Origin of the sequence: Methanoculleus sp. SDB (assembly GCA_001412355.1) — an archaeon.
Taxonomy (GTDB): Archaea; Halobacteriota; Methanomicrobia; order Methanomicrobiales; family Methanomicrobiaceae; genus LKUD01.
The window spans coordinates 1-14696 of sequence record LKUD01000056.1 but is presented as its reverse complement, the minus strand read 5'-3'; the positions used below and the strand labels follow the sequence as shown (position 1 = coordinate 14696).

Here is a 14696-nt window from a genome sequence, read left to right as displayed (position 1 = left end):
AAAAATCCAAATACTTTTAGATTTTTTCCAAAAACCGAATCTTATTAGGGAGCAGTTGATACCGACCTAATGCCAGATATATAGACGGAACAGAAGGCATGATGCTAACCGATTTGAATTCTAATGATCGTGCACGCGTCACGGCTATCGTGGGGGGACATGGCTTCAGGCAGCAGCTCGCCCTCCGCGGCATCGCCGACGGCTGCACGGTGAAGATCATTTCCTGCTCCCGCGGGCCCGTCATCGTCGAAGTGAAGGGGAGCATCCTCGCTCTCGGGAGGGGCATGGCCCAAAAAATCAGGGTCATGAGGCTGAATTCATGAGAAAGAAACTCTCTGACCTGGCATTCGGGGAAAAAGGCGTTGTCACGGAAATCCTGGCATCAGGGCGAGAACTGAACTGCATGGGCCTCAGGAAGGGAAAACAGCTGAAGATGATTACAAAACAGCCCATCAAAGGCCCTGTCGTCGTGCTCATCGGTGAAGTGGAGATCGCCATGGGAATCAGGATGGCAGAGCAGATAACGGTCGAGACCGGATGATGCCGGCCGGATAGGAGCAACAGCATGAACAAACCAGTCGATACCGGGACCACGGTCCTCATGGTGGGCAACCCGAACGTGGGGAAGAGCGCGCTCTTCAACCGGCTTACCGGGGCAAACGCAGTCGTATCCAACTATCCCGGAACCACCGTCGACTACACGGAAGGTACGCTGATCGAGGCGCACCGCACCTTCACGATCATCGACGTGCCCGGCACCTACTCGCTCACGCCGCGGGACGCCGCCGAAGAGGTGGCCGTCCGCCTGCTTGGCGAGCATCCCGATGCAACTGTGCTGCTCGTCCTCGACGCAACGAGAATCGAGCGGGGGCTCTATCTTACCCTCGAGGTCGTCGAACGGGGTGTCCCGTGCATCATCGCGCTCAACATGACGGACGCGGCGCATGACAAACGAATCAGCGTCGACGCAGCCGAAATGGAGCGGTTGCTCGGCATCCCGGTGATCGAAACGACCGCCATCAGCGGCGAGGGTGTCAAACGGCTTGCCGGAATGATCCGCATGGCGAAGGCCGCAGATATCAGCGCCATCAGGAGCCGCCTGAACGGCGGTGAACCCGGGGAAGAGAGGATGACAATAAGGCCGGGATGCGGCGGCTGCGGGCTGTGCGTCCGATGAAACTGACCACGGACGAGCGCTGGGACCTCGTCGACGCCATCGCAGAGCGGACCGTCACCGTCGGCACGTACCGGCAGACAATCGGCGACATCCTCGGGGAGCTCACGGTGAAACCCGCAACCGGCATCCCGGTGGCGGTTGCCGTGCTGTATGCGTTCTGGAGCATCTTCGGATCCTTCGCCGGAACCCTTGTCACCGACGGGTTCATGGTCAGGCTCTTCGACGACCACTGGCTTCCGTGGCTGCAGGCATCATGGCCCGCCCCGGACAGCCTTCTCTACTATCTCGCGGTGGGCGATCCCCTTGCGGAAACCTGCTTCGAGGCATTCGGCATGCTCACCTCCGGCCTCTTCGTCGCCATCGGCGTGGTGCTGCCGGCGGTGCTCATCTTTTACCTGATGATGACGCTCCTCGAAGATTCGGGCTATCTGCCGCGTCTGGCAGTGCTGATGGACACCGTGCTCCACCGGATCGGGCTGCACGGGTATGCCATCATACCGGCGATCCTCGGGCTCGGGTGCAATGTGCCGGCGGTGACAGCGACCCGCATACTGGAGACCCGGAAGCAGCGGTTCATGATGATGACCCTGCTTGCCATCTTCATCCCCTGCGGCGCCCAGCTCGGCGTGATGCTGGATGTCATCCCCGACCTTGTCGGGCCGGTCATGCTTTACCTGATTTGCGGTTTCGGGATCTTCGGCTTCGTGCTCGACCGGATCATCCCCGGTGAAAATCCCGAGATTCTCATCGACGTCCCGCCCTACCACTGGCCGGCATGGGAAAACGTCGCACAAAAACTCTGGACCCGGATGAAGGGGTTTTTGAAAGAGGCGGTGCCCTTCGTGCTCTTCGGCGTGCTGCTCGTCAACCTCCTCTATCTGGCCGGCGTTATCGGGGCGCTCGCAGATCTCTTCGAGCCGCTCTTCGTCACGTGGTTCGGCGTTCCGAAAGAGACAGTGGGGCCGCTCATTGCGGCATTCCTGCGAAAAGATCTCGCCGTCGCCCAGCTCTCCACTATCGCCATGACGCCCTACCAGATGATCACTTCCGTCGTATTGATCTCCATCTACTTTCCCTGCGTCGCCACCTTCGTGATGATGCTGCGGGAAGGATGGAAACAGATGCTCGCGGCGGTCGGGGTGCTGTTCGCGGTGGTCTTTGTCTACGGCGGGCTGATCCATGCCATGGGCATCCTCTTGGGGGTTGCATAAATGACCCGGAACAGCCTCTTCACCCTGTGCGTCGGGCTGCTCGGGCTTGCAACCCTCGCCTCCGGCCTTGCCGACATCCTCGTCTGGATCGGAGGGGGCCCGGGGATTACGTTCGGCATTCTGGAAATTGCAGGAGGAGACTTCTTCCGCTGGGGATGGGGAGGAGCGGTCATGGTCTTCGGCGGGCTCTTCATGCTGAGCGGGCTGACAAACTCCGGCAGCCTGCAGCAGTCTGCAAACGTGCTGCTCGGCACGATTATGGTCGGGATCATTGCCGGAACCGATCTCTTCGCGCTGTTCTGTGAAAGCGTTCCCGCAGGAGAAGGAGCGCCGGAGTTCTTCAACAGCATCGCCGGGTGTGTCGGCGGATTCGCCCCGCCCTATCCGCCTGCGATCCTCCTCCTCCCCTGCATGCTGGGGATTCTCTACCATATATGCCGGGGACCGCCCGATGACGCATGAGGCGTTGACACCGGATATGCAGCTTACAAGGGGAGTTCAGCACAGCAGTAACTTCTCCGGAACCCCCCCTTTCAATCCAAATTCTTTTAATGCGGGTGATAATTAAATGAATGTGTGAAAAACCTCAGCAGGAAGGCAGAAGATTATCTTGAAGCGATCCTCAACGTCATTCTCACAAAAGGCTACGCCAAGACCAAAGACGTGGCCGCGGAACTCGGCGTGAGATCGCCGAGCGTCGTGGAAATGTTCCGAAAACTCGACAAAATGGGCTTCGTGGAGTACCGTCGCTACGAAGGTGTGGTCCTCACAGCGCAGGGGAGGGAGATTGCCGAGACGATCCGGTTCCGGCACGAGACCCTGAAACGGTTGTTCACCCTCATCGGCGTGCCCGAGGATATCGCCGATGCGGATGCCTGCATGATGGAGCATGAACTGAGTGAGAGGAGTGTGCGGCAGATCCGTCTTTTTATTGATTTTCTCGCTTCCCGTCCGATCTATGAAACCATGGAGAAGGATTTCAGCCGGTTCTGCACAGCCGGTAAACACGAAGATTCATCTTCCTGATTCTCCGCCCGTTCTCCTTCCCCCGTTTTTCTGTCCGATCCGCCCCCTTTCAGGCCGGGGCAGAGGTTTCACCTCTGGTCACCCGCATAAAAGTTTCTCCTCCCGTGAGAGTATCTTTGAGGAATTTCATTTCACAGCCATCGTCTGACACGCCGCCCGTACCCGGTAAAACGCTCCCCGAATATCTGCTCCATCCGTCTCTCTTCCCGGGGAATCAAGAGAAACTCTGACAGCAGGAAGAAAAGGACGGGGAACACAAATACGACCAGTGACCCGAGGAAGACGGCAAAGCCGATAAGCCAGATCAGCATGCCGAGATACATCGGATTCCGACTGTACCGGAACGGCCCTGACGTCACCAGTACCGATCCCCCTTCCCGAAGCCGGAATCCTGTTCCTGCCTTACAAAATACCCTCGCCGCCCACATCATGAATCCCAGACCGGCAAGCATCACGACGGCTCCTGTGTAGGAATACGGGGGAGCGATCACGATCATCACCGGAATCAGGCAGTGAAACAGGACAGGTACGGCGATCAGAACGACAATCTCCACAATCCCTGTACTGCTACGACGGCCCTTTTCCCTTCCTCCCCTCTTTTCGGATTCTTTTCGAGACATTCCACACTCGTTACATCCGGCCGGGGGGTGCGGTGAAAGACCGCGCCCGGCTGTGCCTAGACCCACCGGTCCAGATGTTTCCTCCCCGCGTCTGTGATACTCACCCGCATCTCTCCCGTCAGCCATCCGCGCTGGAACAGCTCCGCAAGGCTCCCCTCGATAAGCTCATCGGAGGGCTGTTCCTGCTCCAGCCCCAGTGCCCGCACAGCCGGTATTCCCTGGAAATCGAGGGCCTGTCTCGCCCGTGCGACCAGTTCGAACCTCGTATGAATTCCCTCCGTCTCCACAAGGTAGAGCAACCAGTCACGAAGTTGCGTGTGAAGAAAATTTACATACACCGTGTCGATCCAGAACGGGAAGTGGGAAAAGTCCGTCTCTTCCCCGCCAAGAGAACGAACCTGCTCAACCGCAAGCTCGAGTGCACTCTTCAGGATGAGAAGCGCGACGGCCAAACCCACCAGCGTATCCAGTAAAGGGAACCTGAGCTGCGAGGCCACCAGCCCCGCCGTCACGCTCATCGCAACGACGACATGATTGCGCGAATCTACCGACTGGGTAATCAGCGCCATGATGCCGCTCCGGCGTCCCACATACCGCTGATAGGCCCAGAGCAGCAGGCAGACGCCTGCGGAAAAAATGGCGGCGAGAAAGGCGAACCAGTCAGCCTCCAGCTCAAAAGGGACGAACAAGCGCCGCCCCGCTACGGAGAGCGTGAGGAGGCCGGTGGCCAGCATCAGGATCACCAGCACACCATTTGCGGCCCGCTCCCCTCCCGAACGGATGCCATAATAGACCAGCAGGCTGGAGAGGCCGTCGAGAAGCGTGTCGGTAGCGTCGTTGAGAAGGCCGACGCTCCCGGAGAGAAGGCCTGCCGGCAGCTTGGACGCCGCAAGCCCCCAGTGCACGGCAACTGCTGTCCGGGCTGCCGTGCGGGGCTGGAGGAATGCACGTATCGACGCACCTGTTTCCCCCAGCTGCGCGAGTCTCCCGTTTACTACCTCACGTCCCGGGTTCGTCAGGGCGTATCGGTCACCCTCGCGCACGATCCAGCCAAGCTCACGCGCCTCCTCAATACGTTCGTTCACGAATGCCATCCGGTTCCGTGCCGGCCCCCCGGCCTTTTTGAATAATCCAAGAGGCCTGAGGTAGCCGTAAAAACGATGCAGTATCTCGTCATATGTCCGCGGGCCATCCAGCAGAGTAGCGGCAATCCGGATGGTCCGGAGACAGTGCTGGTGCCTCTGGTCGCCTCGTTCTGTTGACATCCCGGGAGTTCCTTTTAATCGCCACCGTCTGCTTCGCCAGCCCCCTCTCCCTCCGGGTACCGGTCAGGAAGAAGCCGCCGTTTGCATGTCCTTCGCCACGAAACGCCATGAGCGGCGATTCCGTGTGTGCGCGAGCATGGCCCGCACCCATTCCGGTGCACGCCGTGGTCGCATCTCGTTGTATGTCACGTGTGGCTTCCCTGCCTCTTGAAATTTTTTGTCGGCTGTCTGCTCTCCGGCACCCGTGCATCCGGAATTCATCATCCGGTGCGAATCCGCCACGCCCCCGTACGGGCAATGAAGCCGCGACAACGATGAAAAATCCCGGATAACTTCGAAAAAAATCGCATTCAACGCCAGATATATTTTATCCGGGATGCAAACACCCGATCATGAATGCAAAAGCAATCGGCGTCTGTGCGCTTGCGGCACTCGCCGTTTTCTGTATATTCTGTGCGGGATGCACCGGCACGGCCCCGGAACACCCTGTCCCCCCCACGACGGTGATACCAACCGCTGCCGAACCCGCATCAGCGGCTGCAGGGGTTGTGACGGATGCCACCACCCAATTCGCCTGCGACTTCTATTCGCAGCTGGCTGCCGATCCCGGAAACGCTGAAAGCAACCTCTTCTTCTCGCCCTTTTCCCTCGCGTCAGCCCTTGCGATCACCTACGAGGGGGCCCGCGGCACGACCGCCGATGAAATGCGCTCCGTCCTGCATTTTCCGGACGACAGCGCCACATTGAGAGAAGGATTCCTCGACATAAACGCCGGGCTGAATGCCGGAGAAGCGAGCTACACCCTGCGCACCGCAAACGCATTGTGGGCGGAAAAGACATACGGGTTCCTTCCCGGCTACATCAGCACGGCAGAAACCTGGTACGGCGCACAGATCACGAACCTGGATTTCATCACCGCCCCGGACGAGTCGCGGGGAACCATCAACCGCTGGGTGGAAGTACAAACCGGGGATAAAATCAGGGATCTGCTGCCCGCCGGTTCCATCACCCCGATAACCCGGCTTGTCATCACCAATGCGATCTACTTCAAGGGTGACTGGGTGCTGCAGTTTGACAAAAACCTGACACAGGAAGCCGATTTCAGAACTGCGTCGGGAAAAACCCTTCAGGTGCCGATGATGGAAAGGACCGATGAGGAGGCCAGATATCGGTACGCAGAAACCGACGAACTCCAACTCCTCGGCATGCCGTACGAACACGGGAACGGGAAACAAATCTCCATGGTCGTCCTTCTCCCGAAGGGGGATGACCTGTCGGTGATCGAGAGTTCCCTGAATGCAGAGTACCTTGCGGCAGTGCAGGCGTCGGCAACGTCACGTCATGTTATGGTCTGGTTCCCGAAATTCACGCTCGAGACTAAGTATTTCCTGCCGGATACGCTCGGTTCGATGGGGATGCCGACGGCGTTTACCGCTGCCGCGGATCTCTCGGGAATGGACGGGACACGGAACCTGTTTATCAGTGATGTGATCCACCAGGCCTATGTGGATGCGAACGAAGAGGGGACGGAGGCTGCCGCCGCGACAGGTGTTGTCGTGTCGCTGTCTGCAGCTCCGGCCGAGCCGGTTCCCGTCTTCAGGGCGGACCATCCGTTCCTCTTCTTTATCCAGGACGACGAAACCGGAAACATTCTCTTCATGGGCCGTGTCGCCGCACCGGAGGGAGCATACGATCGTTGACCCGGCAGAGAGGGAGAGCATCTCTCTCATCCCCGTTTCCAGCCCGTTCCCGATACGCCTGAAAAAATCGGAGAGACTTGTGCAATTACCGCTGAGTATCCATTCAACAGTGGAAAAAGAACTCACTTCTTCCGGATCTCAGCGAGTGCGCGATGCATATAGGCATTAGTGAGATAGATATCGACATATTCCGGGGACGGGATCGACGGCTGTTCGGGCTGATAAATCGTCTCCGGTGACATGTTCCCGTTCTTCACGAACCCGGCACCGGCATTCCCGGGTTTTTCCTTATAGGCATCAACCATCGGCTTACGTACCTCATCCTGCAGCACCGCCCCCACTCCCCGGGTACCTCACGGATCAGCTCTTCAGTAAACCTCGATCCGGTCCACCCATATAACCCACGCACTTCCCACGCTTATCGCACCCGGCCCTCCGATGGTAATGCAATCCTGAATGGGCAGGGACGCTGTGGACGATATTACCATGTCAGCCGGGGCAGGAGGCCATCGAAGATGGTCGGCCGGATCACCGGGGATCCACATGGATGGCATATAAAAAAACACAAAAAGAGGTTTTCCAGCGGATTTTTCGCCGGATGACTCATACGGGATACCGCCGGGCTATCCCCTTACTCTCGTTCCGGAGCCTCCCGCCCACGCAGCCCGAAAACAAGGCCCGCGATGCCAAGCAGCAGGCAGGCTGGCAGGGCAAGCGACGGAAACTCGGGAACAGCGGTGGGATCTTCCCCCGGTTCGGTCTTCTCGACAACGAGAATGGTGTTCATGGCGTACATATTGTCGCCTTCCGTGCTGGAAATGGAGCTCCGCAGGCGTGCTTCGTTGGTCCCGCTGGCAAGCACGGACGACACATCATACACCGAGAATCCTACCTGCGGGCTGCCCTGGTAATCTGCCCAGAAACCGGTGTATTCCTGGCTGTTGAAGTAAAACGTGCTCTCGCCCGTGTCGCCGGCGCTGGCAAGGATGGCAATGGCGGTAGCACCACCCAGGCCGGTGGTGTCGACGCCGGAGAACTGTGCATATGCCGTCGCCTCGTCATCGTTCACCGAGTATGAATTCCGGGCCCAGAGCATATCGAATCCGTCGTTGATCCAGATCTGTTTGACGGTCGTACCATCGTACTGGTAGACGACAATCAGGTAGGCTCCGTAGATACCGTAGTTCTGTCCTGCCTCGGGCGTGATGGTCATCGTGTTTCCGGTTGTGTCGAACTCGCCGGTCACATCATAGACATAAAGGCCGTAGGGATAGCTGTAGCTGCCGAAGCCCTTGATATCCTTGTATGTCGCAACAGGTGCGACGATATTGCCGTTGAACGTCATGGTGAAAGCCGGGTCGACGCCCATCTTGTTGTACGTATATCCCTGGTACAACCGGGCGCTCACCACGGTCGCACCTGCCGGGACGGGGAGATCGGAAGCCGGCCAGCCGCAGGTCGTTTCTGTCCAGCCGGCACCGTTGTATGCTGTAGTGCCCGCAGAATAAAGGACGCCGTACCGACCGTCAAATGATTCCTGCGTGACCAGATCGTCCCCGTCTGTCCAGCGCTTGCCTTTGTACCCGTTGTAGTACAGGATCAGGTCTGCGGTCATCGCGTTGTTGGTCTCGTCGGACTCCGCGATGGCGCCATCGGAGTCCGCGGTGGCTATGACGGTGAGGGGACCGGATGCATAGGCATGGGCGACGGTGTCGGTTACGGTAACCGTTTCCGATGTGCCGGCGGCAAGTGCGCCGACTGCGGCGGAGTACACGGTGCCTGCAACATCAATCGATATAGTCGATGCCGCGGCATCAAGGCCGCCGGTGTTCGTGACGATGACCGAGATCACATTCGGCTCATTGGCAAACATGGCAGCGCCAGCGCCCACGTTGGCGTTGATGCCGGTGACCACGAGGTCAGGGTCTTGAGACTGGGCCACTACCGCTCCCGGCAAAGCCATGAGAAGGATCAGCGCTAAACACCCGATCCGATAAATGTTCGTGTCCATTCGATACTTCCTCCATGGTGTTACTAAATACCATTTTAGTCTGATTATTTATGGTATAAATTATAGATTATTTTACTAAATAATAAAGGTATTTTGATAATTATTATCGGTTATCCGACCACATTACGTTTTCCCGCAGCCCGGAGGCCGCCTTTGCAGGCCCCTAAGCTCTCCGCCAATCGTACGAGCACCACGCCGCAGCTGTCCTACGGATGAAAAAAAGCTTATTTACGGTGGACCTCGATGCGGTTCACCCATTTCACCCACGCGCTTCCCTCGGTGATCACGCCCGGCTCTTCCGATGTGATCGCAATCCTGAACGGGGCCCCGTCGTTATAGGCGAGAGGTTTGCCGTCCTGCTCGTACATGAGGACGATGGTGAGGGGGGGAGACGGGATCTCTTTGAGGTCTTCATCGAAGGTGATGAAGTTCCGGCCGTCCATCTGATCGGGTTCGAAGACCCACATGTAGCCGTCCGGGGCGGAGACCCAGACCGAATCATCGGGGCCCGGTTCCCCGAGAAGGGCTACCAGATCCGCCAGTTTGACGCCGGTGCAGACATAGGGGCCGTATTTTATACCGACCGTCGACACCGCATACCCGTTCCCGGTGTACGACGGGAGAGCAAGGATGTCAGTGTAGCCGAACACTTTTTCATCGGTGACGTTTCCGCCGGCAACCGTAGCGAGTGTCAGGTTGCCCGGAATCGCAGCATCCTCCGGACCGGAAACGCAACCTGCAAATCCGCAGCTTATCATGGCGAAAAGGAGGCCGAGGGATAAAGCGAGCCGCAGGTTCATGGTGTGCGTTTCCTCCGGTAAAGAATGAGAACGGAGCTGATGAAGAGTCCCGCAAGGGCAATCACGGAGCCCGTGCCCGATGCGGGCGTCTCTGCCGGACCCTCGTTCAAGGACTTCACGGGGCTCCCCTCGACGCCGCTGTACCCGCCGGAATAGACGCGAATCTCGTCAACCCATTTGGCGGTGTAGCCGTTCGTCGAGGGGTAGAGGTCGCTGAAGAGGTGCAGCATCTCCTCCGGCATGCACTCACGCATGTCGGTATTGCCGAAGACATGCAATCCCTCTGTATTCGTCGAGGTGTCGGCAAAGAATATCAGCCGCATTCCGGTGTAATAGTCCGGAACATAGCCTGCCCCCTGCCGTTCGCCTTCTTTCGGGGGGTCACCCATGTACCAGCAGAGGACGGGAGGGCCCTGGCGGGGAGCCGGGGCATATATGTTATCATACGGGAACTCAACGTGGTAGCCGTCCACGGCATGAATCATGACGTCGTCTCCCGGCTCCATCCCCCCCACAAGGTCGCAAAGGTCACTGATGGCCGAACCCTTCACGGCCCCGTGATCCTTGAAGTTCGTCGTCTCTTCCGAATCCCACCGTGCCTCGGCATCATCCGTAAAGACCGGTCCCTGATGGTAGTAATGGGTAACACCATCCCCGTATACGGGAAGGTTCTGCTCCATCCACCGGTAATCAACTGTAGTCTCGTCGAGAATCGTTGCCCCGTCCTGCCCGAATTTCACGACATGCACCGATGTCGTGGGTGCGGCAAGGACCGGCACGCACAACGCCGCCATAAGGACGAGGAGGAGAATCGCTCCCCGCCTCCGTGAACGGCGATTGAATCCTGTTGTGTTCTTTTTCATGCAGTTTCACCTGTTAATGTAACGTTCAGCCATGTCACCTGAAAGGGCAGGACAACGACATCATCGATCTCCTCCGTCACATCCTCTCCGACAAGCTTGAAATCATACGAACCGATGTCCATGTAGGAAAATACCGCCGGAGTCTCCGCTCCGGTATACCTGTTGTACAGGTAGATCTTTGCACCCGCCGGATCACTCGTCACGACCACTGAACCGTAGGAATAGGGTTCGAGGATGAATTTTACCGCATTCTGCCGCCCGGCCGCGATCCTGACCTCGCGGTCACCGGGAAGATACCCGGGCTTGGAGACGCTGATCCGGTGGATGCCGGGTGAGAGAGAAGCGAGGGGAAAGGGAGTGCAGTACCCGGCTGGAAAGCCGTCGATAAGAATCGCGGATCCTTCGGGTATCGAGGTTACCGTCACCGGCACGGGTGGTACGCCATCCGCCCGGATGTCAGGCATCTCCTCATAGGCAGAGAGACTCCGGGAGATGTACGTCCCGTTATGCAGGATGGTGATGTAGCGGGAGCCCCCCTTGACGGTTACATTCCGGGGGATCGTGTACGCCGGAAAGACCCCGTTGATCGAAAAATCATCACCCGAATAATCCGGGGAAGTGATTGCGGCCGTCCATTCGATGAGGGGTGCCTGGGTAAAACCAAGGCTGATCATCCCTCCTTCGTATATCCAGACGGATTGCGTGGAGACCGGAAAGTCGGTCTCTCCCCTGTCGATCCGGATGGTGTGTTTTCCTTCCCGGAGACCGGATACCACGGTATTGGTTTTCAGTCCGGTCTTTTTCCCGTCCACATAGATCGTCGCGGCGTCGGGAACCGACGTCACGTACACGCTTCCGACCGGAGCTGGGGCAATATCGGCGATATCGCCCTCAAATTTCATTTTATTAAGACCGGGTCCGTTTTCCGGAAAGAGTTCGACCGAGATCGTTTCTTTTCCTGCAATCAGCACCGGTTCTTCCCATGCGGTAAATCCGTCCCTGCGGATCCGGATCAGGTGCTCGCCCGGACAGATCCCGTCAAGAGTCGCGGGAGTCGTCAGCCCGGTGTAACTCCTGTTCAGGTATATCAGGGCACCGGACGGGTTGGAGGTGATCGAGAGGGAAGGGGGGGTATTGTCGGCGGACAGATTCCCGTCCGCCGTGCCGTTTCCGGCAATCGCCGTGAATGTCGCGTTTACCTGAATAGTACCGGGGATCGCACAGCAGGGCGGGCGGAGATCTGCGGGCACAATGCCTGCGAGGAATTTTCCCAGTATTCCGAGGATGAACGAGATAAGGGAATTCCCCTCCTCCGCGGTCACCGTACCGGTTTCATTGAGGAGGGGCACCACCGCGTACGTGCCCGATTCCCTGACCTCGCAGCACAGGCGGGGGCCCGGCGGATCCGTCCTGCATCCGGCAGGAATCCATGTGCCGTTCTCCGCATCGAATACGGCTAGCGTGCCGGCGGAAGGGCAGGTGTCCGGTGCGACAAGCACCATCGGCAGGCTGCTCTGCAGGCCGTCTGGACCGATACGATACGCGGTGCCGCTGCAGGTGCCGTTTCCTGCCATCTGCTCGAGTAGTAGAGCCGGAACAGCGGGTGTCAGGCGGGTTCCTTCCCGTAGTATAAGGTCCCAGCCGGTGTCAGGAAGGGATACCCGCGTGGTGTTCGGGACCGCACCCGGTTCGGGCAGCAGATACTCCCAGATCGTACGGTTTCCGGACACGGTATCGCCCGTAGGAGCACCATTCATCAGTATAGGTGATGTTGCCGCTGAAAACTGCGGTGCGGGCAGGGATGAATGGTTGAGGATGAGAACTGCGTTCCTGTTCTCAAGGTAGGTGCCCTCCGACCCGGACTGTGAGCTCTGGATCTCTGCGCCGTTCTCCGATGAGTGCAAATACTGACGCACATCGATCACGGGTGCCGTGATGTCATCCGTTCCTGCCGGGAATAGACCGAACCACTCACCTTCGTTAAAAGTCACCCGGTGATCCGGCTCAGCCGTATCCGATCGTGTTGCACCGACGATAATCATGCGGGATCCGTTGACGGTCGCGAGATCGATATCGCCGGAGAAATCCGCTGTCGTCGCAGGGGGCGTGCCGGACTGATCCGCAAAGACACAGTCGCATCCTTCAAGAATCCAGTAGCTGATGGGTGACTGTTCCTCGCATCGGGTGAGAAGAATCAGCCCGATCCCGTACAGGGAGAATACATCATCCGTTCCGCCGGTGTTCGTGACGGCAATCTCATACTCGCCGGACGCGGACAGGAGCTTTGTCACGTCAAAACAGGATGTCTGAAGAATATATTCCTCAAAAACCGTGTTTATCGTATCGGTGTACACCGAATTGGAACTGACGGGGGATTCTCCGAATATCACACGCATTTCAGGATTTTTCGCGGTTTTAGTAACTTTATCCCGGCTTTTTGTAAGATAGACATAGAGGCGGGCACGTACAACGGCTGCATTCTCTCGAATACCGGCGTTAATCGTGTATTTCCGCGTATCCCCGCGTTCAAGCGCATCGGCATACCCCGAAGCGGTCAGGAACTCAAGGGTTCCGTTGAGGGTTCCCTTTTCATAAAGGTAGAGGTTTTTCCCCGTGTATCCTGACGAGTCTGGTGCCCCGTCCGTGCCTTCCGCCACGGGCTCGAGAAGGAAGGAAATTTCAACGGTTTCGTCCTCGGCAACCTCGACTCTTTCTTCCGCAGAGATGTAGCCGGCCTTCCGGACGAGGACGATATGGGTGCCTACGGGGATGTTATCCAGCAGTGCGTCGGTTTTTTCCGCCCGTTCAATCCCGTCGATGACTATCGATGCACCGTCGGGATCCGACGTGACCCCGAGGCTCCCGGTGAGCGGTTCCAGATCGAAGTGCACTGTTGCGGTTTTCCCGTTTTCGACCTCTATCACGACCTCATCGGGGATGCGGTACCCTTCCGCGACAACCTGTACACTGTACTCGCCGGGGAAAATACCGGTGAGTGTTGCATTCGTATACTCGCCGGTTTCCTCTCCGTCGAAAAGAATGGCAGCACCCTCCGGGTCCGATGTGACGGATATGCTGCCGGCAGGATCATCATCGCTGTAAATGGTGATTTCGGTGATATACATACCCGAAAGACCGGTCGTTGTCGGGTAATACTCCCCACCGGTCGTGTAATAGTACCAGTACTTCTCCTCAGCCGCCTCGTGCCAGTCCCATACACCGAATGCATGGAGGCCGAACGGATTTGTCGAGGTATCCGCAAACCAGACCATCCGCATCCCCTCGAAGTAGTCCTCCGAGACATACCCCAGATCGGGGCGCCACCATGCAAGCACAATCGGCCCTTCGCGGGACGAGTATTCGTAGATGTTTTTATAGGCGAAATACCTGTACCAGCCGTCGGATGCCCTGAACTTTGCCTCCTCGCCGGCGCTCATGCCGCCGACAAGGTCGCAGAGATCTTTTACGTTCGTGCCTTTGACGGCGCCCATGTCCTTTTCGAGGATATTCGTGTCCTCGTCGGGATTCCAGCGCAGCTGCGCTTCCACCTCCGGGTCGGGATCATCAACGAAGATCGGACCCTGATGGTAGTAGTGCGTCACCCCGTCGCCGTAGACGGGAAGATTTGCTTCCATCCACAGGTAGTCGACGGTGGTTTCGTTGAGAACCGTGTCGCCGTCAGCGGCAATCCGGACAAGGTGCACGGATGTGCTGGCCCCGGCGGCGGGTGACGCGGCGAGCAGGATGAAAAGAACGCATGTTGCAATGCAGAGCAGGTATCCTCTCATTCTTCCCCCCGGTTCACCCCATGATGGTTCGTCTGCATGCCGGTGCACCTTCAGCATACTCACTCAGGATTGGTTGATTCGATAAATAATGTTTGTGAATTTCTGATTATTGTTAACCGATATAACTTTCCCTGCCCGATACGGTGACGTTCCGCGTAAAATAGTGCCCCACGAGGTTTTATCGCAGCACGTCCCTCCCCGTATCCGTAGTAACTGGTTTTGATCTATCGTCCAA

15 protein-coding genes are annotated in these 14696 nt (G+C 57.9%); 7 read left to right on the top strand and 8 right to left on the bottom strand.

Going from position 1 to position 14696, the window contains the following annotated elements; translation table 11 throughout:
* Positions 1-98: 98 nt before the first annotated feature.
* From APR53_00200 to APR53_00175, 6 genes are all read left to right on the top strand, one after another.
* On the top strand, positions 99-323 hold the full coding sequence (locus tag APR53_00200; protein ID KQC04236.1) for a hypothetical protein: 225 nt from the start codon (positions 99-101) through the stop codon (positions 321-323).
* Positions 320-541: an iron transporter FeoA gene (locus APR53_00195; GenBank protein KQC04235.1), complete on the top strand. Its 222-nt coding sequence runs from the start codon at positions 320-322 to the stop codon at positions 539-541. The genes APR53_00200 and APR53_00195 overlap by 4 nt, the downstream gene beginning before the upstream one ends.
* 24 nt (positions 542-565) lie before the next feature.
* A complete protein-coding gene (locus tag APR53_00190) occupies positions 566-1177 on the top strand; it encodes a hypothetical protein (protein KQC04234.1) in 612 nt (203 codons plus the stop codon).
* A complete protein-coding gene (locus APR53_00185; GenBank protein ID KQC04233.1) occupies positions 1174-2388 on the top strand; it encodes a hypothetical protein in 1215 nt (404 codons plus the stop codon). Before APR53_00190 ends, APR53_00185 begins: the two co-directional genes overlap by 4 nt.
* Entirely contained in the window at positions 2389-2850 is a 462-nt protein-coding gene (locus APR53_00180; protein ID KQC04232.1) for a hypothetical protein, read from the top strand.
* Between the two features lie 114 nt (positions 2851-2964).
* On the top strand, positions 2965-3414 hold the full coding sequence (locus tag APR53_00175) for a hypothetical protein (GenBank protein KQC04231.1): 450 nt from the start codon (positions 2965-2967) through the stop codon (positions 3412-3414).
* Positions 3415-3545: 131 nt separating this feature from the next.
* Here the strand turns inward: APR53_00175 and APR53_00170 are convergent, their stop codons facing one another.
* The 3 genes from APR53_00170 to APR53_00160 form a co-directional block, all read right to left on the bottom strand.
* Positions 3546-4034 carry a hypothetical protein gene (locus tag APR53_00170; GenBank protein KQC04230.1) on the bottom strand — a complete coding sequence of 163 codons (489 nt, stop codon included), beginning with the start codon at positions 4032-4034 and terminating at the stop codon, positions 3546-3548.
* 56 nt (positions 4035-4090) lie between these two features.
* Positions 4091-5299: a hypothetical protein gene (locus tag APR53_00165; protein KQC04229.1), complete on the bottom strand. Its 1209-nt coding sequence runs from the start codon at positions 5297-5299 to the stop codon at positions 4091-4093.
* 63 nt (positions 5300-5362) lie between these two features.
* Positions 5363-5653 (bottom strand): hypothetical protein, encoded by a 291-nt coding sequence (locus APR53_00160; protein ID KQC04228.1) that lies wholly within the window; start codon positions 5651-5653, stop codon positions 5363-5365.
* Positions 5654-5691: 38 nt separating this feature from the next.
* Between APR53_00160 and APR53_00155 the strand changes: the two genes are divergently transcribed.
* Positions 5692-6999, top strand: coding sequence for a proteinase IV (locus tag APR53_00155; GenBank protein ID KQC04227.1), 1308 nt, complete (start codon positions 5692-5694; stop codon positions 6997-6999).
* Positions 7000-7121: 122 nt separating this feature from the next.
* Here APR53_00155 and APR53_00150 read toward each other — a convergent pair whose 3' ends face one another.
* The 5 genes from APR53_00150 to APR53_00130 all read right to left on the bottom strand — a co-directional run bounded on the left by APR53_00150 (position 7122) and on the right by APR53_00130 (position 14518).
* Positions 7122-7304 carry a hypothetical protein gene (locus APR53_00150; GenBank protein KQC04226.1) on the bottom strand — a complete coding sequence of 61 codons (183 nt, stop codon included), beginning with the start codon at positions 7302-7304 and terminating at the stop codon, positions 7122-7124.
* 326 nt (positions 7305-7630) lie between these two features.
* Positions 7631-8872 carry a hypothetical protein gene (locus tag APR53_00145; protein ID KQC04225.1) on the bottom strand — a complete coding sequence of 414 codons (1242 nt, stop codon included), beginning with the start codon at positions 8870-8872 and terminating at the stop codon, positions 7631-7633.
* Positions 8873-9234: 362 nt separating this feature from the next.
* Positions 9235-9810: a hypothetical protein gene (locus APR53_00140; GenBank protein KQC04224.1), complete on the bottom strand. Its 576-nt coding sequence runs from the start codon at positions 9808-9810 to the stop codon at positions 9235-9237.
* Positions 9807-10673: an argininosuccinate synthase gene (locus APR53_00135; protein KQC04223.1), complete on the bottom strand. Its 867-nt coding sequence runs from the start codon at positions 10671-10673 to the stop codon at positions 9807-9809. The genes APR53_00140 and APR53_00135 overlap by 4 nt, the downstream gene beginning before the upstream one ends.
* A complete protein-coding gene (locus tag APR53_00130) occupies positions 10670-14518 on the bottom strand; it encodes a hypothetical protein (GenBank protein ID KQC04222.1) in 3849 nt (1282 codons plus the stop codon). The genes APR53_00135 and APR53_00130 overlap by 4 nt, the downstream gene beginning before the upstream one ends.
* Positions 14519-14696: the final 178 nt, after the last annotated feature.